25 protein-coding genes are annotated in these 25,049 nt (G+C 53.3%); 6 read left to right on the plus strand and 19 right to left on the minus strand.

Features of this window, described 5'->3' with window-relative positions:
• Nucleotides 1-37: 37 nt before the first annotated feature.
• The 3 genes from uvrC to MKY86_RS25145 all read right to left on the minus strand — a co-directional run bounded on the left by uvrC (nt 38) and on the right by MKY86_RS25145 (nt 3,269).
• A complete protein-coding gene (uvrC, locus tag MKY86_RS25135) occupies nt 38-2,086 on the minus strand; it encodes an excinuclease ABC subunit UvrC (RefSeq protein WP_076081653.1) in 2,049 nt (682 codons plus the stop codon).
• Nucleotides 2,087-2,264: 178 nt separating this feature from the next.
• Nucleotides 2,265-2,582 (minus strand): thioredoxin, encoded by a 318-nt coding sequence (trxA, locus tag MKY86_RS25140; RefSeq protein WP_036701616.1) that lies wholly within the window; start codon nt 2,580-2,582, stop codon nt 2,265-2,267.
• Nucleotides 2,583-2,822: 240 nt separating this feature from the next.
• Nucleotides 2,823-3,269, minus strand: a complete 447-nt coding sequence (locus tag MKY86_RS25145; RefSeq protein ID WP_340827564.1) for a GNAT family N-acetyltransferase — start codon at nt 3,267-3,269, stop codon at nt 2,823-2,825.
• A 184-nt stretch (nt 3,270-3,453) separates the two neighbouring features.
• Here MKY86_RS25145 and MKY86_RS25150 point away from each other — a divergent pair, with 184 nt between their 5' ends.
• Both MKY86_RS25150 and MKY86_RS25155 read left to right on the plus strand, forming a co-directional pair.
• Entirely contained in the window at nt 3,454-3,615 is a 162-nt protein-coding gene (locus MKY86_RS25150) for a YqzM family protein (RefSeq protein WP_143803803.1), read from the plus strand.
• A 207-nt stretch (nt 3,616-3,822) separates the two neighbouring features.
• Nucleotides 3,823-5,196: a glycoside hydrolase family 43 protein gene (locus MKY86_RS25155; protein ID WP_076081649.1), complete on the plus strand. Its 1,374-nt coding sequence runs from the start codon at nt 3,823-3,825 to the stop codon at nt 5,194-5,196.
• A gap of 129 nt (nt 5,197-5,325) precedes the next feature.
• On the opposite strand, the gene dnaI is transcribed toward MKY86_RS25155, so the two are convergent.
• The 3 genes from dnaI to MKY86_RS25170 form a co-directional block, all read right to left on the minus strand.
• Nucleotides 5,326-6,285: a primosomal protein DnaI gene (dnaI, locus tag MKY86_RS25160; protein ID WP_076081647.1), complete on the minus strand. Its 960-nt coding sequence runs from the start codon at nt 6,283-6,285 to the stop codon at nt 5,326-5,328.
• An 18-nt stretch (nt 6,286-6,303) separates the two neighbouring features.
• Entirely contained in the window at nt 6,304-7,854 is a 1,551-nt protein-coding gene (locus tag MKY86_RS25165) for a DnaD domain protein (protein WP_076081645.1), read from the minus strand.
• A gap of 180 nt (nt 7,855-8,034) precedes the next feature.
• Entirely contained in the window at nt 8,035-8,331 is a 297-nt protein-coding gene (locus tag MKY86_RS25170) for a YuiB family protein (protein WP_036721959.1), read from the minus strand.
• A 268-nt stretch (nt 8,332-8,599) separates the two neighbouring features.
• Here MKY86_RS25170 and hemQ point away from each other — a divergent pair, with 268 nt between their 5' ends.
• Nucleotides 8,600-9,358 (plus strand): hydrogen peroxide-dependent heme synthase, encoded by a 759-nt coding sequence (gene hemQ / locus MKY86_RS25175; RefSeq protein ID WP_036721960.1) that lies wholly within the window; start codon nt 8,600-8,602, stop codon nt 9,356-9,358.
• A gap of 157 nt (nt 9,359-9,515) precedes the next feature.
• Here hemQ and MKY86_RS25180 read toward each other — a convergent pair whose 3' ends face one another.
• Together MKY86_RS25180 and MKY86_RS25185 are read right to left on the minus strand one after the other, a co-directional pair.
• On the minus strand, nt 9,516-9,794 hold the full coding sequence (locus MKY86_RS25180; RefSeq protein WP_076081643.1) for a hypothetical protein: 279 nt from the start codon (nt 9,792-9,794) through the stop codon (nt 9,516-9,518).
• Between the two features lies 1 nt (nt 9,795).
• On the minus strand, nt 9,796-10,989 hold the full coding sequence (locus tag MKY86_RS25185) for an NAD(P)/FAD-dependent oxidoreductase (protein ID WP_036701637.1): 1,194 nt from the start codon (nt 10,987-10,989) through the stop codon (nt 9,796-9,798).
• Between the two features lie 301 nt (nt 10,990-11,290).
• On the opposite strand from MKY86_RS25185, the gene MKY86_RS25190 reads away from it, so the two are divergent.
• A complete protein-coding gene (locus MKY86_RS25190) occupies nt 11,291-12,289 on the plus strand; it encodes an NAD(P)/FAD-dependent oxidoreductase (protein WP_076081641.1) in 999 nt (332 codons plus the stop codon).
• Nucleotides 12,290-12,421: 132 nt separating this feature from the next.
• On the opposite strand, the gene MKY86_RS25195 is transcribed toward MKY86_RS25190, so the two are convergent.
• The gene (locus tag MKY86_RS25195; RefSeq protein WP_036721967.1) at nt 12,422-12,565 is read right to left on the minus strand and encodes a sporulation histidine kinase inhibitor Sda; all 144 of its coding nucleotides are present in this window, start codon (nt 12,563-12,565) and stop codon (nt 12,422-12,424) included.
• Between the two features lie 327 nt (nt 12,566-12,892).
• Nucleotides 12,893-13,555, minus strand: coding sequence for a YheC/YheD family protein (locus MKY86_RS25200; protein ID WP_076081639.1), 663 nt, complete (start codon nt 13,553-13,555; stop codon nt 12,893-12,895).
• A 199-nt stretch (nt 13,556-13,754) separates the two neighbouring features.
• On the opposite strand from MKY86_RS25200, the gene MKY86_RS25205 reads away from it, so the two are divergent.
• Together MKY86_RS25205 and MKY86_RS25210 are read left to right on the plus strand one after the other, a co-directional pair.
• Entirely contained in the window at nt 13,755-13,964 is a 210-nt protein-coding gene (locus MKY86_RS25205) for a hypothetical protein (protein WP_036701644.1), read from the plus strand.
• A 341-nt stretch (nt 13,965-14,305) separates the two neighbouring features.
• Entirely contained in the window at nt 14,306-17,101 is a 2,796-nt protein-coding gene (locus MKY86_RS25210) for an O-antigen ligase family protein (protein WP_076081637.1), read from the plus strand.
• A 383-nt stretch (nt 17,102-17,484) separates the two neighbouring features.
• Here the strand turns inward: MKY86_RS25210 and MKY86_RS25215 are convergent, their stop codons facing one another.
• From MKY86_RS25215 to MKY86_RS25255, 9 genes are all read right to left on the minus strand, one after another.
• Nucleotides 17,485-18,024 carry a GNAT family N-acetyltransferase gene (locus tag MKY86_RS25215; protein ID WP_076081635.1) on the minus strand — a complete coding sequence of 180 codons (540 nt, stop codon included), beginning with the start codon at nt 18,022-18,024 and terminating at the stop codon, nt 17,485-17,487.
• Nucleotides 18,025-18,047: 23 nt separating this feature from the next.
• Entirely contained in the window at nt 18,048-18,527 is a 480-nt protein-coding gene (locus MKY86_RS25220) for a DinB family protein (protein WP_076081633.1), read from the minus strand.
• A gap of 122 nt (nt 18,528-18,649) precedes the next feature.
• Complete coding sequence (locus MKY86_RS25225; RefSeq protein WP_076081631.1) at nt 18,650-19,423, minus strand: VOC family protein; 774 nt, start codon at nt 19,421-19,423, stop codon at nt 18,650-18,652.
• Nucleotides 19,423-20,232, minus strand: a complete 810-nt coding sequence (gene proC / locus MKY86_RS25230) for a pyrroline-5-carboxylate reductase (RefSeq protein WP_076081629.1) — start codon at nt 20,230-20,232, stop codon at nt 19,423-19,425. The genes MKY86_RS25225 and proC overlap by 1 nt, the downstream gene beginning before the upstream one ends.
• A gap of 22 nt (nt 20,233-20,254) precedes the next feature.
• Nucleotides 20,255-21,088, minus strand: coding sequence for a MetQ/NlpA family ABC transporter substrate-binding protein (locus tag MKY86_RS25235; protein ID WP_076081627.1), 834 nt, complete (start codon nt 21,086-21,088; stop codon nt 20,255-20,257).
• A gap of 12 nt (nt 21,089-21,100) precedes the next feature.
• On the minus strand, nt 21,101-22,120 hold the full coding sequence (locus MKY86_RS25240) for a uroporphyrinogen decarboxylase family protein (protein WP_076081624.1): 1,020 nt from the start codon (nt 22,118-22,120) through the stop codon (nt 21,101-21,103).
• A 27-nt stretch (nt 22,121-22,147) separates the two neighbouring features.
• Complete coding sequence (locus MKY86_RS25245; RefSeq protein WP_076081622.1) at nt 22,148-22,807, minus strand: methionine ABC transporter permease; 660 nt, start codon at nt 22,805-22,807, stop codon at nt 22,148-22,150.
• Entirely contained in the window at nt 22,782-23,825 is a 1,044-nt protein-coding gene (locus tag MKY86_RS25250) for a methionine ABC transporter ATP-binding protein (protein WP_076081620.1), read from the minus strand. Before MKY86_RS25250 ends, MKY86_RS25245 begins: the two co-directional genes overlap by 26 nt.
• A 42-nt stretch (nt 23,826-23,867) precedes the next feature.
• Nucleotides 23,868-25,028: an amidohydrolase gene (locus MKY86_RS25255; RefSeq protein WP_076081617.1), complete on the minus strand. Its 1,161-nt coding sequence runs from the start codon at nt 25,026-25,028 to the stop codon at nt 23,868-23,870.
• Between the last annotated feature and the right edge of the window lie 21 nt (nt 25,029-25,049).

The following is a 25,049-nucleotide window of genomic DNA, read 5'->3' on the forward strand; positions in this document are numbered from 1 at the left end:
ACAGGGCCGGCCTTCGTCTCATGCTGTTGCAGCCTATTTAGATTGACGGCTCCTCATCCTTCAGCGCCTCCAGAATCTGACCGGCCAGCTTCTCGCCGATGGACAGCACCTTGAAATCCTCGATGGAGGCTTCCTTGATCTTCTTGAGCGACCCGAAATGCTTCAGCAGCAGCTTCCGGCGTTTGTCCCCGATGCCCGGAATCGAATCCAGCTTCGAGGTGACCATCGACTTGCCGCGCTGCTCCCGGTGGAACGTAATGGCGAAGCGGTGAACCTCATCCTGGATACGCTGCAGCAGGTAGAACTCCTGGCTGTCCCTGGCGAGCGAGACCGGCTCGGCGGAGTCGCCGACCAGCAGCTGGGCGGTTCTGTGCTTGTCATCCTTGACCAGACCGCAGACGGGAATGAATAACCCCAGCTCATTCTGCAGAATATCGATCGCCGAAGAGATCTGGCCCTTCCCTCCATCGACTACGATCAGATCCGGCTGCGGCAGATTCTCCTTCAGCACCCGTTCATAACGCCTCCGGATCACCTCGCGCATCGTCTCATAATCATCCGGCCCCTGTACGGTGCGGACCTTATACTTACGGTACTCCTTGCGGGCAGGCTTGCCGTCGATGAAGACCACCATGGCCGAGACCGGATTCGCCCCCTGGATATTCGAGTTATCGAACGCCTCGATCCGGTTTAGCGAGTCCAGCCCCAGGCTCTGCCCCAGACTGCTGGCCGCCCCGGAGGTACGCTCCTCGTCCCGCTCGATCAGGCGGAACTTCTCATTCAGCGCGACCCGGCTGTTCTGGCAGGCCATGCCGATCATCTGCTTCTTCAGCCCGCGCTGCGGCACCAGCACCTTAATGCCCAGCCACTCCTGCAGAGCGGCTGCGCCTCCGGCCGCATCCACGGTTCCTTCGGCTGCCGCCTCCTGCTCCGCCTGTCCCTGCACAGCTTCGTCAGCCGCGGAGAAATCAGCCGCAAGCACCTGACCGGCGGCGTCCACCTCGCGCAACTCCTCTCCGGCCTCCGACTCATCCTCTGCGCCCAGTGCCGCCATCAGCGCCTGCCCGCTCGGCATTCCTACAGCCTCCGGTCCGCCGCTTCCCTGACCAGCGGCGCTGCCTGCTTCCGGCGGAAGCATTCCGGCGCTGGCCATATCCGGCAGCAGGATTTCCTGCGGCAGCGCGGGATTGTCGCTGTAATACTGCGTCACATAAGACATGAAGTCACTGTACGCCTCTCCGTAGAACGGAAAAGCCGACGAGTGGCGCTGAATCATTTTCCCCTGCCGCATGTACAGGATCTGCACACACATCCAGCCCTTGTCTACCGCATAGCCGAAGACGTCGCGGTCCTTGGTATCGGCTGTATTGATCTTCTGCTTCTCCATCACGGCATCGATGTGCTGAATCTGGTCGCGCAGCTCCTTGGCCCGCTCGAAATACAGCTCCTCGGCCGCCTCCTGCATCTTCTTCTGCAGATCCTTCTTCACCGCATCATGCCCTCCACCGAGGAAGGATGAGATATTCTGGATAATCTCCTCGTACGCAGACTTCGGCACTTCCTTCTCGCACGGAGCCAGGCATTGGCCCATGTGGTAGTACAGGCAGACTTCCTTCGGCATCACCCCGCACTTGCGCAGCGGATACATCCGGTCGAGCAGCTTCTTGGTCTGCTGGGCGGCGTAGCTGTTCGGATACGGACCGAAATATTTAGCTTTATCTTTCAGCACCCGGCGGGTAACCTCCAGGCGCGGATGGGCTTCGTTCGTGATTTTCAGATAAGGAAAGGTCTTGTCGTCCTTCAGCAGCACGTTGTAGCGCGGCATATGCTTCTTGATCAGATTGCACTCCAGAATGAGTGCTTCCATGTTGCTCGACGTCACGATATATTCGAAATCAACAATATTGGCGACCAGCCGCTGCGTCTTCCCGTTGTGGCTGCCTGTAAAATAAGAGCGCACGCGGTTCTTCAGTACCTTGGCCTTGCCGACATAGATGATCGTACCCTCTTGATTCTTCATCAGATAGCAGCCGGGCAGATCAGGCAGCAGCGCAAGCTTGTTGCGGATATTATCCATATAATCCATAAGTTCTCCCCCACCTGTTACTACACGGTTATAAGGTAAGTTTAGAATAGAATGTACTACACATTCAAGCCTTAATATAGAACATCCGTTTCTATAGGACAGACAAAGCGCCTTCGGTAATCCGAAGGCGCTTTGTCTGAAGGGCCACAAGGCCCAGGTCACAGCAGATTGTAACCCATTATTGATGCTTGGCTACGATATTCTTAAGGGAGTCCTTGGAGTTCAGTCCTACGACTTTGTCGACAGGCTGGCCGTCTTTGAAGAAGATCAGAGTAGGAATACTCATTACTCCAAAACGGGAAGCTGTCTCAGGATTCTCATCGACATTCAATTTAGCGATCTTCACATCGTCACCCAGCTCGGTGGACAATTCCTCGAGAATGGGGGCAAGCATTTTGCAAGGGCCGCACCAAGGTGCCCAGAAATCTACTACTACAGTACCTTGACCTTCCACTTCATTCACGAAGGATTGGTCAGACACGTTCACGATAGCCATGATATTGTTCCTCCTCAAAAAGTTTTGTTGAGCTTAAGCTGTACGAAATAACTTCCGCTTCTATAGCCTGAGCCAAGTCCGCAGAATTTACTCCGAGATCATAGCGGGATAAAATGCTTCATGTAATATGATAACCAGATTATCAATTACCGACACATCCACAGTATAACATAAATACAATGCATTTGTTATATATTTCGAGAAATTATATTGCATAAAATTAATTTGTCTTTTAACGGTTTAAACTTTGTCCCTGAGATTCAGCTTCATAGTCCACGAGGTACCGGCTGTCCCGACATACTCGAAGCCGAGCTTGTTATATAACCGGACGGCCGCCTGATTCTCCGGATCAACACTGAGCGAAAGTGACGGGTATCCATCGGACACGGCTTGCTGTATGATGCCCTCCATAAGCCTGATTCCCAATCCCTGCTGCCTGTAGTCAGACCGAATAGCAACGCCTAATTCCGGGGTTGTGGCATCCACAAATCCGTAGCCCTGGTTCGTCTCGTCAAACAGCCTGTACCAGGCAGCACCTGCGGGCTGATTGTCCACCAGTGCGATTACCGCCCTGTCGCCTTGTCTCCCCCAATGTTCGTTGTACTTCGCAATCCCCGGGGAATTCAGCAGTTCACTTCTGGGCGGCTTACCTTGTTCAATATGAATGGACTCATAATGCATATCCATAAGAAAATCATACTCCTGCGGTTCCATAGGTCTTATATGTATCATAAAATCACCCTTCTATCTTTACAACTTCCCTGCATCTTCGTATACTTGAAGAAAGCGCATTAATTGTCAATGACTTCGCTCACATGTATAACTGTAACCCACTTCATGCAGTCATGCAACAGCAAGGAGGAAGAAGCGAATGGACGTCAATGTCAACGCACAGGTCCGTGACCCGCGGGAGCATATCAATGAGGAGCCCCGCAATGATCTCGGTGATCTGATGGCCGGTTTCTTCGGAATGACCGGCTTCATGACCGTGGTCTTCTTCGGAATGGTGATTATCAAGTATCTGTCCGAATAGCTGCTTAGGTGCAGTGTCCGGTATTCTTTGCCCGCGTCAGGGCAGGATGCCGGATTTTTTTGCGTTCAGGTTGCGTTCTATCACGGATCATCAATAATAACATAAATTTACAATTTAATAAAAAGAAAACACATTTTTGTTTCACAGGAGCCGTGTTACTCTGTATGCGAAAGCGCTCTTATACCCTATTTTGAGGAGGAAGGAAGAATGAAAAAGCTTGTCAGCCTTGCTGTCGCAGGCTTGTTGGCATCGGCGCTATATTCCCCGATATCGTTCGCTGACAACCCTGTTGTACAGACCATCTACACGGCAGACCCGGCCCCGCTTGTATACAATGATACGGTCTACCTGTACACCGGACATGACGAAGACAACTCGACCTACTATACGATGAATGATTGGAGGGTCTATTCTTCCAAGGACATGGCGAACTGGACGGATCACGGGTCACCGCTATCCTACAAGGCATTCAGCTGGTCGAGCGGAGAAGCTTGGGCCAGCCAGGTCATTGAGCGCAACGGCAAATTCTACTTTTATGTCACGGCAAAAAGCACTTCGCTCGGACGGCCCGCCATCGGCGTCGCCGTCTCCAGCAGCCCGACCGGCCCGTTCGTGGACGCTATCGGCAAACCGCTCGTCTCCAGCAGCTGGGGCGACATCGATCCTACGGTATATGTAAACAGTGACGGCCAGGCCTATCTCTACTGGGGGAATCCGACACTGAAGTATGTGAAGCTGAACCCGGATATGATCTCCTACAACCAGAGCACAGGTATTGTCCAGGTACCTATGACCACAGACAGCTTCGGTGTGCGAAACGGCAATGCTGACAGACCAACCCTCTACGAAGAAGGACCCTGGTTCTACAAACGCGGCAGCTTATACTACATGGTCTACGCCGCAAGCGGTATTCCAGAAAATATCGCCTATTCCACCAGCTCTTCGCCTACCGGCCCGTGGAAGTACAGAGGGGTCATTATGCCCACTCAGGGCGGGAGTTTCACGAATCACCCGGGCATCATCGACTTCAAAGGTCGCTCCTATTTCTTTTACCATAATGGCGCCTTGCCTGGAGGGGGTGGCTTCACCCGGTCAGTGGGGGTAGAGCAATTCACCTACAACGCGGACGGAAGCTTCCCGGTCATCAACATGACAACCGCCGGGCCGCAGCCCATCGCCACCCTTAACCCCTATGTCAGAACACAAGCCGAGACCAGCGCATGGGCGGCCGGGGTAGAGACCGAGACCACCTCAGATACGGACGGGGGAATGAATGTCGGCTTCATAGATCACGGCGATTATCTCAAAATCAAAAATGTGAACTTCGGCGCCGGAGCCGCAGCCTTCGAGGCCCGGGTAGCGTCAGCAGGCAGCGGCGGTAATATTGAGCTGCGGCTGGACAGTCCGACAGGAACGCTGGTCGGCACCTGTGCAGTGCAGAATACAGGGGGCTGGCAGAGCTGGGTGACCAAGACCTGCACGGTCAGCGGAGCAAGCGGGACTCATGACCTTTACCTGAAATTCACAGGCGGCAGCGGATACTTGTTCAATATCAACTGGTGGAAATTCAGCGCCAGCTAAATCTAAGCGCAGGCAAACAGGGGACCCCGGCCAGATGCTGGCGTGGTCCCCTGTTTTAAAATATAGAATTTATATGTTTCACCCGATAACTTATCCGAAGCCGTTTCCGCTTGTATTAATTAATAAAATTCAGTCTCTGGCCCTGCCACGCTGGTTCTCCCCATGCAGCGGAATCACCTCAACGAACGGGGCAATCCGGTCCATCAGCCGCTGACCCTTGTAGAGCTCTTCCCCGTCCTTGCTGGTGATGCTCAGATGCTTCTCCAGCCCGTCCAGCGGATAATTCGAGGTATAGAAGGTCGGCTTACGGTTCATCCGGTAGTTCAGGATCGCTCCGAGCACATGGTCACGCGCCCAGGGATTGAGATTCTCGGCGCCGATGTCATCGAAGATGAGCAGATCACAATTCTTCATCGTATCGACCATTTCCTTCAGCTTCTGGTTGTCCATCATGATCAGCTTCAGTTCCTCGATGAAATCCGGCATATAGACAATCACGCCGCTGTAGCCCGAGATAGCCAGCTCATGGAGCAGATAGCACATCAGGAAGGTTTTGCCGGTCCCGAAGCTGCCCTGCAAATAGATCCCCCGCGAAGTCAGGCCCTCTGCCCGCACAGCTCCTATATAGTCAAATATCTTGTTCACGGCTGAGGCCCGCCGGGGGTCCTTGCCCATAATATCCATCTCATCATATCCGCCGTTCAGCACCCGCTCATCCACATAGAAGCTGCGAATCCGCTTGCGGACATTATCCTGATTATCCTGTGCAATCTTCAGCTTGCACGGTGTCTTGCGTTCGTACAGATCCGTTACACCATTAACCGTCTCTACAGTAAGCTTGCTGTAATGCCCCTGGAAATCATTCGGGCAATCCGCCAGGCCGGGGCAGTTCTTGCAATGCCGGTCCTCTTCGACATACTGGTATAGCCGGCTCAAGTGCAGCCGCAGCCGGGACTCGTCCAGCTCGGGATGCTCCGCCTGAAGCTCCTTGACCAGGGGATGGTTCAGCAGGGTCTGCTCCAGGTCACGGGAGCGCTGGCGCAGAGCGGGGTTGTTCATCGAACGCAGCACTTCGCCCATGGACTCCATCGCTGCACCTCACTTTCTTCAGGGCGTTCTCAGAACGCCTTTTTTCTTGCTGGCCTTGATCTCGGCCGCTTTCTTCATCATCGCCGCGAATTCCTCTTCCGATACGGTTCCGGCGCTGCCGTCATCAAGCACAATCGGAATCTCCTGCTTGCCGGACCGCCCGCCGCTCTTCGTATACGATCGCTGGCGGGCTCCCGCAGTGCCTGTGCCGGAGGAGGCGGAAGCCGCCCCCTTGCCCTTCACCTTCGACTGGTCACGGATATAGCGCACGGCCTTCTCGTAAGTATTCACCTGCTTCACCAGCATATTGGAGGCAATCGCCTCCACGAAGTTGCGGTTCATCCGCTGATCGCCGCCGGAGGCCACCATCGTCATCAGATAATGGATCAGTACATTGATCACTTCGCCGCTGAGCTTATAGTTCAGATCAATCTTCTCGAAAATATCCATCAGCTGGCCCGGAACTGCCCCCGGGAAGAACGTCTGTAGCAGCCGTGTATAAGGCTCGTTGCGCAGCATCATATTATATTGGTGAATGTCGCATTTGGACAGAAATTGCGGAGGCACTTCTACATAGAACTCCATTTCGACAGCCTGCTCCACCGGCACTGCGGAGGGATCACTCTCTTCCTCAGCGGCGGAGCGCAGCGACACTACCTTGGCGGCAGCAATCTCTCTTTTCTCCTGACGCTTCCTATCCTGACGGAAATGCTGGCTCGCCTTGTACTGCAGCGTATCCAGAATCACCTCTCCGTCCGGCGTGAAGACATCATCCTCATCCAGCAGACGGCATACATCCTGCGGGCCAAGCTCGTATTTGCGGGCCACATAATTAATGACACCCATCTGGTTATGGTCAAAACGCAGCTTCTCAACATGCGCACGGTTCACCGATTCACGCGGGAAGCGCAGGATAATATCGCTGTAGGCTATATTCGGCTCAACCGCCTGAGTGGTGCCGGGCTGACGCACGGAGGCTACCTCGGCCAGCGCCTGCTCCAGCTCATAGTCGATCACATGGGTATTCAGCTCAAAAATATCATAAAAGGGCAGTGATATATTCTCTTTCCCGAGCGACCGCCCGCTCCATTCCTCCGGTTCCCGGTGCCAGAACTGCTCACGCAGCGACAGCACAGCGAACTTGCCGATCTTATCCCGGAGCAGCAGTGTCAGATGCTGGGTTGCAAAGAAATCAGCCGGCGACAGCGGCGGCATTAACTCGTATTCGTACATATAATCATCATTCTCCGCGGCATACAGCCGGCAGGTCTGCAGCAGTCCCACCGCCTCCAGCCGGGAAGCCTGGTCTACCATATATTTACGGCCCTTCTCGTTGGGTTCAACGCCCAGGGTCATAAAGAGCCTGCGCTGCTGCTCCACACCGGAGTAACCGATAGATTCAGCCGGAATATGCTCGAACAGCAATCTGTACAGGCTGATGGCGAACGCGCCTACCATTGGCTGATAGACTGAGCCCAGCATACGTCCATCCAGCTGGCTTAGACCGAATTCGCGGGACACGCAGTACCGGTGATGTTCAGTGAAATGATGCAGGTTGCTCATACGCATCTGCGGATACCTCCCCCTCTTCTATACGAATTCATATAGATTTCTATTCTATCACAAAACACCCGGCCAAAAATGTAAAATAAAGATGAATCCTTGGCTCTTCTGGCGGAAAAGAAAAAAACGGCTCCCCCTATGACAGAAGATTAGCCGTTTCTTGTTGTACCGCCCTTCAGGCAGCGCTTAGAACATCTTGTATCCGCCCAGCCGCAGCTTCTGAATGGTCCAGCCGCTCAGCACCGCTCCGGCAAGACCGGCTACCCCGGTAAGATAATCCACAATGTGGAAGGTAGAGAGGTGCTCCCATAAGGACATCGCGCTCCGGTCCCAGATGGAGTAGACCACCACCGGAAGAATGACAATGACGAACAGATAGGCAGGGAACCAGGTAGTCTTCATCAGCATGTTAAGAATGAAGCCAATGCCGAACATCATCACAAAGAATAAAACGGCCAGAACAAACACCGGAATAAAGCCCATCGTACCGCCATCCCCTCTCTCTATAAAGAACCGCACACCCAAGCTTATATAATAGTAAGTTTACTAGAAAAAATGTAGCGAAGCAATGAACATTATCGCGCTCAATACCGGAATTCGCGTGAATGGGGGCCTTGGCGTTTGCTCTCTGCCGCCCGCTGCGCTACAATGCAAATAGCACCCGACCTATGTTCATACATATTTAAGGTATGCGGACCAAGAAGATTTTACGCGAGGATATTCCACCGATAACCTATAAGGAGTGAACAACTTGAACGAAGCCGCTTTGACACTGGAAGGCTGGTATGCGCTGCATGACTTCCGCTCACTGAACTGGACAGCCTGGACGGCAGCCGATGACGAGGAACGGGCAGTGGCCCTGGAGGAGCTGCATGCCTTCATGCAGGAGTGGGGACCTGTCGAGGAAGCCAAGGAGGGCAGCACTGCTGTCTATTCCATCGTGGGCCAGAAGGCTGATTTCGTGATGATGTTTCTGAGAGAGAGTCTGGAGGCGCTGAATGCGCTGGAGACCGCTTTTAACAAAATCGCCTTTGCCCAATATACTACGAAGGCTTATTCCTATGTAAGCATCGTTGAGCTCAGCAACTACGCCGCAGGAGGAAGTGCCGGTGACGGCAGCGATCCGATGCTGAACCCGCATGTCGCTGCCCGGCTGAAGCCTGTACTGCCGCAAATGAAGCATATCTGCTTCTACCCGATGAACAAGAAGCGTGAGCTTGCCGACAACTGGTACATGCTGGATATGGAGAAACGCCGGGAGCTGATGTATTCGCACGGCCTGATCGGACGCAGCTATGCCGGCAAGGTGAAGCAGATCATCACCGGCTCCGTCGGCTTCGATGACTGGGAGTGGGGCGTGACGCTGTTCGCCGAGGATGCCCTGCAGTTCAAGAAGCTCGTCTACGAGATGCGCTTCGATGAAGTCAGCGCCCGCTACGGAGAGTTCGGCCCCTTCTATGTCGGCAACCTGCTGAACGAAGAATCGTTCGAGGAGATGCTGAAGCTGTAACAGCATAAACGCAAATAGACCGCCACCTCAGCAGAGGTATGCGGTCTATTTCTTGACTACTTTTCCGAAAGCCGCCGCCCTTAAAAGCGGCTATTGCACCCGAGAGCCGCGCTTGCAGCACGGCTCTCTTTGCATTGTACGTCTTCTCTACTTCCACTTAGACCGAAGGTTCCTTATCGTCCTCTTCGTCTTCGTCCTCATCCCCGTCACGCAGGCTCTCCAGATATTCAGCCGTCGCCCGGTCACGCGCGCGGCCCTTATCCTTCAGGCGTTCGATAGCCGGGAGAATGAGAATGTCGATTTCCTTCTGGATATTGTAGGCCAGATCGTACCGCGTCTGATCCTCCAGATAAGAGCCTACCTCAATCAGAGCATTATAGCGGTCCAGCTCCTCACGCGTCAGCAGTCCGCGTACTTGCACGCTGCAGTGGCGCATCTTAGAGGAATCTTCCTTTTTTGAGCACGAGCGGGATGCCGCCGATGATGAGCAGGTAGCGCATATCGACAACCTTCTTCAGTTGCGCTGCCTTCCAGCCTTTGTAGGTCTTCTCGCCGACTACGGCAATTCCCTGGCCCTTACCAAGTGAAGCTACGGTCCCCTTGTTGCTGAAGGCGAATTTCTTCGGCTGCTGGCTGCGGATGGCCGCTACTAGATTATGCGCGCAGCATTCTCCCTGCTGCATGGCAATCTGTGCCGTCGGCGGGTAAGGACGCCCTTCCGGGTTAATCATGAGGGAGCCGTCACCTATGATGAAGATGTTCTCATGTCCCGGAGCCCGCAGATATTCGTCTACCTTCACCCGTCCGCGCATCGCTTCGAAGCCGGCCGCCTCGATCAGACGGTTCCCGCGGATACCGCCGGTCCATACAATGGTGGAAGCCTTGATCTCTTCACCCGTGGCCAGAATCACGCCGCCAGGCAGGCATTCCTTGATCGCTACGCCCATCTTGAAGGTTACCCCCTTCTTGGTGAGTACGGTCATGGCATGCTCAACCAGCTCAGGCGCGAACCCCGGCAGAGCCGTAGGCGCAGCTTCTATATTATAGATGTTGACCATACTTGGATCGACATCAAATTCTTTGCATAGTGCAGGAATCCGGTCAGCCAGCTCCGCAACAAATTCAATCCCGCTGAAGCCCGCGCCGCCAATGACGAAGTTGATATGCTCCTGTGCATTATTCTCATTCTTGTATTTGGCGAACTGGTACTGGATATGCTCCCGGATCAGCCGCACAGAGTTGATACTGCGGATGGTCAGCGCATATTTGTCGAGTCCCGGAATCCCGAACGTTTCAGGCTCACCGCCAAGGGCAATCACGAGGTAATCATACGAGAGCGTTCCGTCCTCCAGAATAACCTTCTTCTGCTGGGTGCGAATCTCCTGCACCGAGGATTTGACAAGATCGATCTTGAACTCATCGATTAATTTGGAGATAGACACGCGTGTATGCTCGATGCTGTCCGTGCCCGCTGCAGGCATATGCAGATGGGTCGTGAAATAGTGATATTCATGGCGGTTAACCAGGGTTACATCGGCTTCATTATAATTCAAAGCTTTCTGCAGCCGCTGGGCGGTCAAAATCCCTCCATACCCCGCGCCTAGAATAACGATTTTGGGAATACTGCTCATGTTCCGGCTCCTTCCAACAGGTGAATCTGTCTATGTGTTATTTTTTGTAAAAAAATCAGGTTTCTTTTGTGAATTTATACACTTAAATTCAGAAGAATTTCCAATAAAACTTAAAGGATTTCTAAAATAACCATATCCATTGTAAACCTTAGTATCGTTTTAATCAAATATAATCATACAACAAAATGTCACACTTTTTCTTTGAAATCAAGACCTTTGCAGGCAGGTGCGACTATGTTTATAATGAGTAGGTACGCAAGTATGGCATTTTGAAACTATCAACTCGGAGGTGTAGTTTTACATGACATTAGAGCAAACCGTTCCTATGAGCGATCTGCTGATTATAGGCGGAGGACCAGCCGGTATGTTTGCCGCTTTTTACGGCGGTATGCGCCAGGCTTCAGTAACTCTTATTGAGAGTATGCCCCAACTCGGTGGGCAGCTTGCTGCTCTGTATCCTGAGAAATATATTTACGATGTCGCCGGCTTCCCTAAGGTCACCGCACAAGAGCTGGTGGATAACCTTGCCCGTCAGATGGAGCTGTTCCAGTCTGATATCCGTCTGGAGGAGAAGGTCGTATCGGTTGTGAAGCAGGGTGAGCGCCATTTCACCGTCACCACCGACAAGGCTGAATATCACAGCAAAGCCATTATCATCACGGGAGGCGTAGGCGCATTTGAGCCGCGGCGTCTGGAGGTGCCGGATGCACAGCGCTTCGAGAAAGCCAACCTGCATTATTTCGTAAATGATCTGAATGCTTATAAGGATAAAAAGGTGCTGATCAGCGGAGGCGGCGATTCCGCTGTGGACTGGGCGCTGATGCTGGAGCCGATCGCTGAACAGGTAACCCTGATTCACCGCCGCGATAAATTCCGTGCGCATGAGCATAGTGTAGAGAATCTGATGGCCTCTAAGGTAAATGTGATTACGCCGTCCGAGATTACGGAGCTTCACGGTGAAGAATTCATTACCAAGGTCACCTTGTCCCATATCAAGACCAAGGAAACTCAAGAAATCGAAGTAGACAGCGTTATTGTCAATTTCGGCTTTGTCTCCTCTCTGGGCCCGATTGCCGAGTGGGGAATCGACATTGAGGGCAACTCTATTGTAGTTGACTCCCGCATGGAGACCAGCATTCCAGGAATCTTCGCCGCTGGCGATATCACGACTTATCCAGGCAAGCTGAAGCTGATCGCTGTAGGATTCGGAGAAGCGCCAACAGCAATCAATAACGCCAAGGTGTATATTGATCCGGATGCGAAGCTGTCTCCGGGACACAGCAGTAACCTTAAGCTCTAGGTTGTCTATAACCTTATAGCCATAATAAAAGGGTATCCTTTCAGGTTGATTCCACCTCAACTTGAAAAGATACCCTATTCCTTGATGCTTGCGGTTTAAAGAAGTCCAATGCTGCAGGATGTGCTCTGATCTTTAATGCAGAACCGCATGGTCTGGAGAGTGTAAGTTCCGTTTGCGAATTTCAGCGAGAAGCAGGGCGATGAAATCATGCTCCAAATGCAGCTCTATCGCTCTGTGATAAGAGTCAAGCAGCATCTCATCCGACAATTCAACCATAACGTTCACCTACCTTTCCTTTATTTGGATCTGAATCTATCATAGCAAACTATCATTTTTCGAACAAGCGTTCTCATTATCCACAAGCTGCTGTGGAAATCCTGTGTATAATATGTGAGTAAGGGTTATAATGTCAGCAATTGCGCAGTGGACTATGGGGATAACAGTTATACACAGGGCTGAAACCTGACATCTCCACACAAAAACTTTTTTAGAATGTTCATAATTGGCTGGGATATTTCTTGTTGTATTACCTCTGAATCTAAACAACTAAACGCAATATTATCCTATTACTGTATTTATCGTCAAATATAAAAATTTTATTAATCATTTTGGTCTTGTATTTACTTCCAGAATCCAAATCTTCCCCCGATGATCTACAGCATAGTCGAAGCCCAGTTCACCGATCCCCGGAAAATGACGCTCCAGCAGCTCGATGCAGACTAAAGTCAGCCTGCGCATCTCCGCCTTTTTGGATGAGGTCCCCACTCTTGGCAATGATCTTCGCAGTCCCTGGCGGCAGCTGAGCATCGTACCTCCTTTGCAGAGATTCGTAACGAACAATCCCGGCCGGGCTACTCTCCCTACCATAGATCGGAACTCCCAGTGCTCGCCGTTCTTCACTACTTTGACCCGGTAATCAATCGGACGCCCGGAGATCCGTGCAAGGGAAATGCCCTGCTGGATCAAATATTTCCGTTTCACCTTGAATCTGTCCAGTGCCTGGCGCATGGAAGTAAAGTCTCCATAGATACGTGTGCTCTGCATATACGTGAAGCCATACCCTCTATGATCCCGGAACACCTTGATGACACCATATCCTCCTCCGCCTACAACCGGCTTGATGACAACATTGCCGTATCTTCCAAGCATCGCGGACAATCCGGCAGCACTATATTCCCGCGTTCTCGGAATGTAACCGGCAACCCGTGAATCGCTAAGCAGCGCCGCCGTCTTCAGCAGCTTGCTTGCCAGTTCTCTCCCCGCCATTATTTGCCCTCTCCTTTCGCATTCCCAGCCTACCCTATAGATTACTCACGAAGGGCCGTGCCCTCCTGTATGATTGTCCGTGGTATAGCAGGCCACAGCAAAAAAGGGCATATGGCTGCGGGGCCTTATGTCCCTGATTCATTTGACTGGAAAATCATTAAAATTCGTTGTATTATTGCCTGAAAGGGAGGGTTTCCTAATGGCTGAGTTTTTTGAAATCCTGTATTGGTTTGCGATGATCGGCATGTCTGTTGTACTGGCAGGAACGACAATACTCGTCTGTGCGCTTGGCTTCAAATTCATCAAGGACCGGCGCAGAGTGCTCGGTGCCGGCTGCATCGCCTTTTCCCTGGGGGCCTCCGCCCTGATCGTGTTCATGATTAACCTGAAATTTATTATCCCCGCCTGAAGCTTGTTCCCGGCAGCAGTGGCCCAGGAAGCGGATTGCGCGTTCCCCTGCCGTCATTGCTGCCTTCGGGCGGAACTCTTAAGCGTCCATTCTTACATGAATCATAGATTCGCTCCGTTACCATATTCTATGAAAATTGCGTCAGGCTGGCCTGTGCGGACAGACTGCTTCATTCGCTGAGCAGGTTCCGGCCTATTCCCCACTTTTTCGCTCCTCCCTCTCCTGCAAGACACTCCAATCTTTGAAATTTCCGTTCAGACAACAACTTTTTCACTTTATATCCGTAATATGTATGTACAATAAATTGGAAGACCTACTATTTTGAAAAAGGAGATTCTATCGTGTCGAAACCTGTGTACGGAAAACAGGCGGCTTCTGTCAAAGCTACGGACAAGCTTTCAGGGGCAGCTTGGATGCTTTGCGCTGCGTTCCTGCTGTTTTTTGGCTGGGCCGCTTTTCAGATCGGATTGTTCAACGGAATGACGGCGGATTTCGAGAAGCCCATTTATGTTGCCGCCTTATTAAGCTGCCTGCTCCTGCTGGCCGCTGCCGTCCTGTATTTCAGATCCTTCCGGCTGGAGGGACAGCGTGATCTGCTTACCGTAGCGGCCCTCCTGCTTCCCTTAACCTATGCGCTGTCGCTATTCGGCGCTGCTTCCCGGTATATGGCGATGAACATGCTGTTCACCCAGTTCACCTATGCCGCAGTCTTCATCATCAGCATCCTTCTGCTCCGGCACAAGCGGCTCAATTCCGCCGTCCAGCATGGTGTGCTTACCCTCGCTTACCTGATCGTAGGCTTTGGACTGCTCAACTGGCTCGGAAGCTGGAAGCTGGCTGGCAGTCTGGTGGGCTGGTTCTCGAAGACTGTATATAGCGGCAGGTATAGCGAAGCGGTAATGACCGACTCGAACGGGCTCCGCCTGACCTCCATTTTCCAGTATGCCAATACATATGCAGCCTTCCTGATGGCGTTTCTGTTCGTGGCCGTCTTCGCGCTGATCCGCTCCCGCAAATGGGCCGGACAGCTGTTGCACGGCTTCATGCTGGTGCCAATCATCGTCTCGCTGCTGCTTACCTTATCCCGTGGCGGACTCGTGCTGCTGCCGGTAGTGTTCATCCTCCTGCTGCTCTTCTTGAAGCCGGTGCAGCAGATTTTGTGGATTGCCCATCTCGCCATTGCCGGCCTATGCTCCCTTCTGATCACAAGCCCGGTCACACGGCTCGGCCTGGAGCTGAATGCGGAGTTCAACTCGTCTGCTGCCCTTAAGGGCTGGGGATATCTGCTGGGAGCATCCGCTTGTGCGGCTGTGCTCTGCTTCTTGGTTCAGCGTTACCTGGCACCTTATCTGAGCCGCAAGCTTGACAGACTAGAATCACGCCGCATGAGCGGATTGTGGATTCCAGCCGTGTCTGTGGCTGGCGTCGCGATCATCGCCTTCCTGTTCATCGGCACCAGCGCGCGTAATATTCTCCCGGAGAATATCGGAACACGGCTGGAGAATATCAACTTCAGGCAGCACAGTGTCCTGGAGCGTTTTACCTTTTACGAGGATGCCATGAAGGTAGTCAAGGATTACCCGGTACTGGGCGCGGGCGGCGGCGGCTGGGCCACACTCTATGAGCATTATCAGAACAACCCTTACTTGAGCCGCCAGGTGCATAACTTCTTCCTGCAATATCTGATTGAGGTGGGCATTGTAGGCTTCCTGGTGTTCATGGGCTTCATCCTGTTTATCTTCTACAAATTCAGCAGACAGTACCTGAGACGGGAGACCGATGACTATAGCAACGGATTCTTCTATCTTATTATCGCCTTGTCGATTCTCGTTCACAGCCTGCTGGACTTCAACCTCAGTTTTGCCTTCATGGGTATGCTCGTATTCCTCGCTCTGGGGGGAATGGCCGTGGCCATGGAGAGCAAGCCGCTCCGTCTTCAGTGGAACAAGCTGTGGATCAGAGCGGGTTATTTCACAGTACTCGGAATCGGCACGGCCTATCTGCTCTTCCTGTCTCTGAGTTACATTCGTTCAAGCTCTGAAGCCAGTGCAGGCAAGAAGCTGATCCAAGTGAGCCAGTCCTATGAGGAGATCAAGGCCCCTTTCGTAAAAGCACTCAACATCCGCCCATACCACCCGGAATCCGCTGTGTACCTGTACCTGCTGGATCAGAAGGTGTATGAGCAGACCAAGAACGAGCAGTTCCTGGACGAGGCCTATGCGGTATTGACCCGTGCGCTGAAGGATGAGCCGTCCAACAAAGAGCTGCTGACCCAGCTCGCCAGCTACTATGATCTGAAGGGCGAGAGCGATGCGGCCTATCAGATCTATCTGGACAACGCGGACAAGTTCATGTGGGATATTAACTGGTATGCCGGTCTGATCAGCCGGTCCTCCCTCCTTGGACAGCAAGCTTACTCCAAGCAGGATGAAGCCGGGCAACAGACGTATTTCGCTTCCGCACTTGCTGCCTACAGACATGTAACGGACGGTATAGCGCATCTGAAAAGCCTCCCTCCTGAGCAGCTTCAGGGCCGTGAATTCTTCGTCACACCTACGATAGGTCTGAGCATTGCGAGAGTACAGCACCTGTCTGGAGACCAGGAGGACGCAGCCGCTGCACTGAAGCAGGGCTTTGCGGGCGGTTACGAGGATCTGACGGACAGCGGAAGCCTGTGGACGACCGCCTGGTACAGCGGAGTGATTGCCCGGTCCCAGGAGCTGGGAGCCGCAGCCCTGAAACGTTCGCAGGAAGCTGCGGCTGAGGGGAAGCTGGAGATCAGGGACCAGGAGACCCTTAACAAGCAACGGTATTTCAAAACTGGCTTGGATGCTTATACTTACGCTATTGCAGACCGGGAAGCACAGCAGCAGGATGTCACTGTCACACCGGAGCTGCTGCTGAATACTGGTAAGCTCCAGTATATGTCCCAGGATATGCAGGCCGCAGAAGCCACACTGAAGCAAGGCCTTAGTGAGGACTACAGCAGCCCTGTTAACCGCGAGCTTGCCCGGTGGTTGCTGGCAGTTCAGCAGCGGATGCAGAGCGCCCAGGATCAGGCGGTCTATCAGAAGCTGATCGCTGCTGACCCGGAAGAAGCGGCGAGAATTAATGAAGTGGCGGGAATGCAGCTGTAACCGCCAATCAAATAACAGTAAAGAGCGCCCAGCCGTTCAGGCAGGCGCTCTTTACTGTCTGCGGGGGCAGTGCTGCCATTTCATGGCTATTGCCCCCCTTTTTTGCTGGATTTTTTCTGTTTTTGGTTCTGTTGTATTTCCTACAATAGATACCTCTGAAATTCACCCAAAAAGACAATCTATTGCACTTTGTACAGTAGAATTTCAGTAATTAGGCATTCCCAAGCAAAAATCCAGAAATCAAATGTATCAAATACAGCAGATTGCATTTTAGTGTGAACTAAAGTGAAATCTATTGTATAAAATGCAATTAGAGTTGAAGATTTCCAGTCGCATTAGTCGCCATTAGCGAAAAACAATGAATGCAATATACTGCGACGCTGTCAACGGTGCAGCCCCTTATACTCCTCCTCCAGAATCGAATATTGATAGGAGTCCATCCACTTCTCTTTATGGTACATATGTCCCCGCAGATGACCCTCGTAGATCATCCCGATCTTCTGCATTACACGCGCGGAGCCGATATTCTCAGGACGGCAGGTGGCATAGATGCGGTGCAGTCTAAGTTCATCGAAGCCCAAGTCCAGCAGCACAGCAGCAGCCTCGCTCGCATAGCCCTGTCCCCAGTATAACCGGTTGAAGCAGTAGCCGATCTCCCCTTGGCCTGCTCCGGTAATGTGCAGGCCGCAGCCGCCGATCAGCCGCCCGTTCTCCTTCAGAACCACCGCGTACTCGAAGCCCTGGCGCGGCTCCTCCTGCTGCAATTCCAGCGTATGGCGGATATATTCGCGGGTATCCTCCAGTGAATTGGGACCCCATATTGAATGTGCCACTACAGCCGGATCGGACGCATACTCATGTACCTGCCCTATATCCTCTGGAGTGAACTCTCTGATGATCAGACGTCTGGTCTCAAATTCCATATCTCTGTGGCCTCCTTACGCTTCTATTTGTCGAACAACCCTCTGCCAATCAAATTAGCTGTCACCGGCGGCTTGCCGATCTCCCGCGCCCATACCGAGAGCTGGCCGATATGATGGATCTCATGGGCGATCACATGCCGCATCACTTCCCCGTAGGGGTGGGGCTCGCGTTCCCCTTCATCCGTAATATCAACCATAATCCGGTCTTCCAGCTCATCCGACCAGCGGTAGACAAACGGAGCCAGCTCCGCATGGCAGCGGGCGGAGAAATCCTGCACAAGCTCCAGGCTGGCGATTTCCCCGAATGCTGGAATTTCAATGACTCTCTCCTGAATGCCGCCGCAGATCCAGCCGTATTCAACCGCTACAATGTGATACAACGTGGGCAGGATATAGCCTAAGCCCCCGGTACGCGGCTTCATCAATTCGTCCCTGTCCACCCCGCTGCACCAGTTGAACCAATCCTGGCGCACTTGCCAGTTATACTCAAATAGCTTCTGCATCCGCTGCCTCCATTCTCCATATATTCCCTTACTCCATTCTTGTGTCACACTTTAACACAAAACAGGACAGGCCCGCTACCGCTAATTGCGGCAACAGCCTGTCCCCTAAGCTTGTCCTGCATTTATTCAAACACGTACTCGCCTTCGCCAACAGTCAGCATCTGTCCCTTCAGCTGAGGGGAGTCCGTGCGGAACACGATCCGGCTGAGCCGATTCTCCTCCCCTGGCGTGAATTCAAACGTCTGATCTCCGGCCTTAAGGCTGTAGCTGCCATCCGAACCATCCGCAGGTGCGCTCACCGGAAGACCAAACAGTTCACTCCAGTGGCTGGCGGCAGCGGCCGGATCGCTGACCCGGAAGCCTGCACTGACGACCTCCACCTGGCCTGCAGGGTGAGGACGGTTGATTCCCGCACTGTTCAGACTAGCCAGCCGCTGCTCATCCCTCTCGTTCCACTGAATAATGAACGGATAGGGCAGTCCCTGGAAGTCACCGTCAATGGTCATCATCCGCCATTCGATCAACCGGCCCTGATCATCCAGACGGCGGCCGTCAATGACCGGCGACAATAACAAACCCGCTTGCCTCAGCGTTGCCTCAACAGCTTCAATATCATCCGTGCGCAGCACCACCCGGCTAAGCACTTCATGCTCCGGCAAAAGCGTGACGGCATCTCTCACCACCACGTTATGCTTGGTCGCACGTGCCAGCTCCAGGTTCTCAATCCCGAGGAACTCCAGGTAGGTGAGCCCGAAATAGCTCAAGGCGTTATACGTTCCCCAATCCTTATGCGATCCGCCCCGAAAAGCTTTTAGTCCATGCTCCGTGAAGAGCTGAACCGGCTGGTCCAGATCATTCACATAATGTACAAGGTGATCCCATTTCAGTACGGCCATTACTTCTTCACTCCCAGCTCCGTGGTCCGCTTCACCGCGGCCAAGACACTCCGCTGTAATCCGGCAGCGAAATCACTGTTGTTCAGCTCATACAAGCCGTGCATACCGACGCCGCCAGGCGAGTTGTTGATGTCCAGCAGTTGTCTTGGGTGCAGTCCGGTCTGCTGCAGCATAGCCACCGCTCCCAGCATATTCTCCAGCGCCACCTTCCAGGCTTGCTCCCGCGGCAGTCCGGCAAGAACTCCGGCATCCGTGAACGACTCAATGAAATAATAGATATAGTTCGGTCCGGCTACCCCGAAGCCTGTGAAGATATCAATATAGGATTCCTCCAGAACCTGCACCTTGCCGAAGCCCATCAGGAATGCTTCCACCTGCTCCAGCGAAGCGGCTGCATTCAGGGCTACACCACTGTATCCGTAACCGGTATCGGTCAAGGTATTCGGAATCACCCGGACAATCGGGCGCTTCGCTCCGAAATAATCTCCGAGCTGAGCAATCGTCACCCCGGCCACAATCGATACAATGACCGCAGACGGTGCAGCATACTCGCGGACCTGTGCTCCAAGTGCAGCCAGATCATCCTGCGGGCGGACAGCGATGACGATCAGCTCTGCGCCGGAGAGGGCCTCTTGCTGCGCGCACTTCATGTCTACGTTATATTTGGTTTTTAGAAGCTCCAGCCGTCCCTCATTAATATCCGACACACTAATCTGCCCGGCTGCCAGCGTACCGCCTGCGAGGCAGGCCCGGATGATCGCTTCCGCCATCTGCCCGCCGCCAATGAAATGAATCTTGCCTTTTGACACTTCCACTCACTCCCTGATTAGGTTAGTTATTGGCCCAGGCCTCCGGCAGAATGAACCCGGCATATTTCTCCTGTCCCAGGATGTATTCTTCGAACTCCTTGGATTCATAGGCAGCCTTCAGGTCCTTGGCCCACTGGGTATCCTGGTCCTTCTTGTTCACCGATACGATGATTCTATGCTGCATAGGCGTATTCTCAATCTTCAGCGCATCTGTAATCTTGCGGTCGGGAGCGTTAGCGATATAATTCCCGTTCACCACACCATAGTCAACATCCTGCAGCGAGACCAGAATCTGCGCCGGGTCCAGCACCTTCAGGTCAATCTTGAACTTGTCCGGCTCCACGCTGTTCACATTGAAGTCCGCTACCCCGGCGCCCTCTTTGATCTTGACCCAACCCAGCTCCTCCAGAATCCGCAGCGCGCGCTCCTGATTCACCGGGTCGTTCGGAATCGCGACGGTAGTGTCGTCCTTCACATCGTCAAGCGTCGTGTGATTAACGGAATACAGCCCCTGCGGAGCGCCCGGAACATAGGCAATCCCCACCATATCGGCACCGATTTCCTTATTGATCGCATCCATATAGGCCGTACTCTGGAAGATACTCGCGTCAATCGAGCCTTCCTTCATGGCCGGGTTGACCTGCATATTCTGCGAGAAGGTTTTGATATCTACAGTATACCCTTTTCCTTCCAGGATCGGGAGAATGGATTGCCGGAACTGCTCCTCATACGTACCTACACCGAATCCGACTGTGATTTCCTTCTTGTCTCCGGAGCTTGCCGCTTCCTTATTGTTACCGCAAGCCGCCAGCACCGCCATCGAACTAATCAGTAGAACCGCCAGTAATTTTCTCATCACTCTCATCCCCTATCCTAATACTGTGTTTTTAAAATGCACTAATGCCTCGTCTGTAACCGTCAGCGGAATGGCGCAATTGGGCGACAGAATAAACGGCTGACCCTTCATCTTGGCCAAAGCTTCCTTAGCCTGCTGTTCAATCTGATCCAGATCATTTCCGGCAAACAGCCCGTGATCCACTCCGCCCACCTTCGTAGCCTTAAGATCGGCGTCCAGCCCGGGATTGCCTTCGGCTACCGTATCCCAGCTGATCCCGTCAATCCGGTAATCATTGAATTTCGCAGGCTGGGCATGAGCACCGCAGGTATGTAAAATATTCTTGCCATAGCCCGCCGCCTCCAGAACGATAGAATCATAGGGTCTGGACAGCTCATCGAACATCGCTTCATCGAATAATCCGGGGTGGGCTGTGCCTGTCACCGCATAGAACAGACCATCTGATCCCGCCTGCCGCAGCTCCTGCACATAATCGGCCAGGGTTAAGGCAATCGCATGCAGGGCATGATGCGCGGCAGCACGGTGTTCCTTGAAGAGCGAATCCAGCGTCACCGGCTGCTCGATCCCGAATACGGTCTCCGTAACATAAGCAGAACGTCCTACGATGAACAGCAATACCGTGAGCGGGGAGAAGACCGTCTGAATCAGCGGCGTATCCGGCAAGCCCTGGCGAATCTTCCTTACCGCCTCCAGATGCTCCAGCAGCGAAGGAGTTTGTGCGGCTTTTTTTACCTCAAGATCCCAGAGATTCTCGGCTGCCGGAACGGCCGTAGTCAGCTGTCTCGGAAATACCGTCCGGTAATCTGCGAAGTTATACTCATTTCCCCAGGCTTCCGCCAGATAGGTAGCTCTCGGGTTGATTTTCACCCAGTCCCAATCATATTTCTCTGTAAAAGAAATCGTAGACGACGCCAAGTCCTCCGCATTCTGCTCCTTGTCAATAAAGTGGCGCCATCCGCTGATCATCGGCCGGTCGGCAAGTTCCCCGGATAAGATAGCCTGAAAACGCTCCTGCTTGCTCCATACACTCATCTGCCTATCCCCTTTGTCTCGTAATCTCTAGTAACGGCGAATCTTGCGCGCCAATGTATTGCCCAGGGACTGAATACCCTGCACCAGAATGATCAGAATAATGACCGTCGCGAACATGACCACCTCGTCAAAACGCTGATAACCATACACGATTGCCAAGTCTCCTACCCCTCCGCCGCCTACTGCCCCGGCCATTGCCGTCGCCCCGATCAGCCCGATCGTCGCTGTGGTCAGGGAGAGAATTAACGAGCCCACCGCTTCCGGCAGCAGGAAGTACCATATGACTTGTAACGGCGTAGCTCCCATTGCTTCCGCAGCTTCGAGAATGCCCGGATTCACCTCCAGCAGCGAATTCTCCACCAGCCGTGCGATATAGGGGGCGATATAGATAATCAGCGGAACAATTGCGGCACTGGTCCCAATCGACGTGTGAACAATTGCTCTTGTTAGCGGAATAATGGCAAACAACAGAATGATAAACGGAACCGAACGAATGACATTAATTAAGGGATTCAGTAAGGTATACAGCCACTTGCTCTCCAGCACGCCGCCCGGACGGGTAATGACCAGCAGGATGCCCAGCGGAATACCCAGCAGCGAGCCGATGAACAGCGACACCCCCACCATCTGAATCGTTTCAATAATCGCCTTCAGGAATTGCTCACTTGTGATCGATGTCGAGAACATAGGACTTCACCTCCTCTATGCGGACCTCATGCTGCTTCATATAATTCAAGGCTGCTTCCATCTGTACCGGATCACCTTGCAGCTGTACGATAATCGTACCGAGCGTCGTCTCTTGAATCTCTGTCGTATTCGCAAACAGAATGTTGACCTTGACCCCGTAGGTACGGATAATCTCGTACAGCACAGGCTCAGAAGCGCTCTCCCCGGCAAAATTCAGCTTATACACCCGGCTCCCCTGCTCAGTCTTCAGAGTTCTGCGGACGCTTGTAGTCATGCTGTTCTGAATGACCGTCTTGACGAAATTCTGCGTTGTCAGATGCTTCGGTGCTCCGAACACATCCAGCACGCTGCCCTGCTCGATAATCCGTCCCTCTTCCATTACGGCTACCTTGTTGCAGATCTCCTGAATCACCGACATCTCATGCGTGATGATCATCACTGTGATGTTGTATTCCGCGTTGATCCGCTTGAGCAGCTGCAGGATGGACTGTGTCGTCTGCGGGTCCAGAGCGGAAGTGGCTTCATCGCACAATAGTATCGAAGGGTTCGAGGCAAGTGCCCGGGCAATCCCGACCCGCTGCTTCTGTCCGCCTGACAGCTCGCTCGGATAGCTTCCAGCCTTGTCGCTTAGCCCGACGAATTCGAGCAGCTCTTCCACCCGCTTGCGGATATCCGCCTTGCTCTTTTTCAGCAGGATGAGTGGAATCGCCACATTGTCGAACACCTTTTTGGACTCCAGCAGATTAAAATGCTGAAAAATCATGCCGATGTTTTTCTTGGCTGCCCGCAGCTCTTTGTCGCTGTACGCGCCCAGATCGTACCCGTCCACCAGCACCTGGCCCTCAGACGGACGTTCCAGGTAATTGACCAGTCGGATTAACGTGCTTTTTCCGGCTCCGCTGTAGCCGATGACTCCGAAGATATCGCCCTTTTCCACCTTCAGGCTGATCCCCTTGAGCGCTTCAATCTTCACCTCTTTGCGGGTGAACGTCTTGTACACATTCCGTAGTTCAATCATAGTTGTTCCCCTCAATCATCTGGTAAATTTAGGATTCAGGATTCAAGGCTGCTGCTTCAGCTTCGCCAGCGCCTCTTCTGCCAGGAGAGCGAAATACTTGGCTGCCGGCAGGATGGCCGCCTCATCGACATCGAAGCGGGGATGATGCAGCGCATGGTTCGGGCCGGTGCCGATATTCACAAAAGCACCCGGGATCTGCTGCAAATAATAGGCGAAATCCTCTCCGCCCATCTGCGGCGGAATATCGTGTACCTCATAGCCTGATTGTGCCGCGACCTCTTTGGTGAAGTCTGTCCATGCTCCGTGATTGACCGTAGCGGGCGGGCCGGGATACCAGTGCAGCTTCGCCTCTGCTCCGGCTGCGGCTGCAATCCCTTCTATGATCCGCGTCATTTGGGCCGGGATGCTGATGCGGATCTCTTCGTTATACGTACGTACTGTACCTTCCAGCTCCACCTTCTCCGGCAGCACATTCCAGGTGAAGCCCCCGTTGATCCGGGTCACACTGAGCACGACCGGCTCCTGCGTGTTATTCAGGCGGCTGACTACGGTTTGCAGCATCGTAATGATCTGAGCGGCGGTAACAATGGTGTCTACCCCTTTCTCCGGTGTAGCAGCATGAGCGCCGACCCCTTGCACCGTAATCTCAAAGCGGTCCACCCCAGCCGTTAAAGCTCCCGTTCTGGTACCGAACGCCCCGTTAGGCAGGTCCGGTGAATTATGTAATCCGAAGATGGCCTCTACCCCGCTTAGCCCGCCGGATGCCAGTACATCCTCCGCACCGTGCCCCGTCTCTTCAGCCGGCTGGAACAGGATTCTGACCTTGCCCGGCAGTTCATGCTCACGCTGCTTCAGCAGGCTGGCCGCGCCCAGGATCACAGCGGTGTGGAAGTCATGGCCGCAAGCGTGCATTTTTCCCGGAATGGTGGAGGCATAAGGCAGCCCTGTCTGCTCCTCAATCGGCAGGGCATCGATATCGCAACGGATCGCTACTATGCTGCCGTCACCCTGCCCCACCTCTGCGATCAGGCCGGTCTTCAGAGGAAGGTCCAGCACCCGTATCCCCGCTTCACTCAGCCACCCGCGTAGCTTCTCTGTCGTTCTGAACTCTTCATTGCTAAGCTCAGGTTCACGGTGCAGGTTCCTCCGCACTTCGGTCAGCCGGGCTGCCAGTGCTTCTTCCGTCTCATGCTGTGGTCTCATAGGCTTGTTCTTCCCCCTTCA

Source organism: Paenibacillus sp. FSL R7-0333 (assembly GCF_038000365.1).
In the GTDB taxonomy this organism is placed as follows: domain Bacteria; phylum Bacillota; class Bacilli; order Paenibacillales; family Paenibacillaceae; genus Paenibacillus_AQ; species Paenibacillus_AQ silagei.

Excerpts from the sequence above, each read along its gene's own strand:
- uvrC (WP_076081653.1), bottom strand. The coding sequence starts at position 2,086 with ATGGATTATATGGATAATATCCGCAACAAGCTTGCGCTGCTGCCTGAT.
- trxA (WP_036701616.1), bottom strand. The coding sequence starts at position 2,582 with ATGGCTATCGTGAACGTGTCTGACCAATCCTTCGTGAATGAAGTGGAA.
- MKY86_RS25145 (WP_340827564.1), bottom strand. The coding sequence starts at position 3,269 with ATGGATATGCATTATGAGTCCATTCATATTGAACAAGGTAAGCCGCCC.
- MKY86_RS25150 (WP_143803803.1), top strand. The coding sequence starts at position 3,454 with ATGGACGTCAATGTCAACGCACAGGTCCGTGACCCGCGGGAGCATATC.
- MKY86_RS25155 (WP_076081649.1), top strand. The coding sequence starts at position 3,823 with ATGAAAAAGCTTGTCAGCCTTGCTGTCGCAGGCTTGTTGGCATCGGCG.
- dnaI (WP_076081647.1), bottom strand. The coding sequence starts at position 6,285 with ATGGAGTCCATGGGCGAAGTGCTGCGTTCGATGAACAACCCCGCTCTG.
- MKY86_RS25165 (WP_076081645.1), bottom strand. The coding sequence starts at position 7,854 with ATGCGTATGAGCAACCTGCATCATTTCACTGAACATCACCGGTACTGC.
- MKY86_RS25170 (WP_036721959.1), bottom strand. The coding sequence starts at position 8,331 with ATGGGCTTTATTCCGGTGTTTGTTCTGGCCGTTTTATTCTTTGTGATG.
- MKY86_RS25180 (WP_076081643.1), bottom strand. The coding sequence starts at position 9,794 with ATGCGCCACTGCAGCGTGCAAGTACGCGGACTGCTGACGCGTGAGGAG.
- MKY86_RS25185 (WP_036701637.1), bottom strand. The coding sequence starts at position 10,989 with ATGAGCAGTATTCCCAAAATCGTTATTCTAGGCGCGGGGTATGGAGGG.
- MKY86_RS25190 (WP_076081641.1), top strand. The coding sequence starts at position 11,291 with ATGACATTAGAGCAAACCGTTCCTATGAGCGATCTGCTGATTATAGGC.
- MKY86_RS25195 (WP_036721967.1), bottom strand. The coding sequence starts at position 12,565 with ATGGTTGAATTGTCGGATGAGATGCTGCTTGACTCTTATCACAGAGCG.
- MKY86_RS25200 (WP_076081639.1), bottom strand. The coding sequence starts at position 13,555 with ATGGCGGGGAGAGAACTGGCAAGCAAGCTGCTGAAGACGGCGGCGCTG.
- MKY86_RS25205 (WP_036701644.1), top strand. The coding sequence starts at position 13,755 with ATGGCTGAGTTTTTTGAAATCCTGTATTGGTTTGCGATGATCGGCATG.
- MKY86_RS25215 (WP_076081635.1), bottom strand. The coding sequence starts at position 18,024 with ATGGAATTTGAGACCAGACGTCTGATCATCAGAGAGTTCACTCCAGAG.
- MKY86_RS25220 (WP_076081633.1), bottom strand. The coding sequence starts at position 18,527 with ATGCAGAAGCTATTTGAGTATAACTGGCAAGTGCGCCAGGATTGGTTC.
- MKY86_RS25225 (WP_076081631.1), bottom strand. The coding sequence starts at position 19,423 with ATGGCCGTACTGAAATGGGATCACCTTGTACATTATGTGAATGATCTG.
- MKY86_RS25235 (WP_076081627.1), bottom strand. The coding sequence starts at position 21,088 with ATGAGAAAATTACTGGCGGTTCTACTGATTAGTTCGATGGCGGTGCTG.
- MKY86_RS25240 (WP_076081624.1), bottom strand. The coding sequence starts at position 22,120 with ATGAGTGTATGGAGCAAGCAGGAGCGTTTTCAGGCTATCTTATCCGGG.
- MKY86_RS25245 (WP_076081622.1), bottom strand. The coding sequence starts at position 22,807 with ATGTTCTCGACATCGATCACAAGTGAGCAATTCCTGAAGGCGATTATT.
- MKY86_RS25250 (WP_076081620.1), bottom strand. The coding sequence starts at position 23,825 with ATGATTGAACTACGGAATGTGTACAAGACGTTCACCCGCAAAGAGGTG.
- MKY86_RS25255 (WP_076081617.1), bottom strand. The coding sequence starts at position 25,028 with ATGAGACCACAGCATGAGACGGAAGAAGCACTGGCAGCCCGGCTGACC.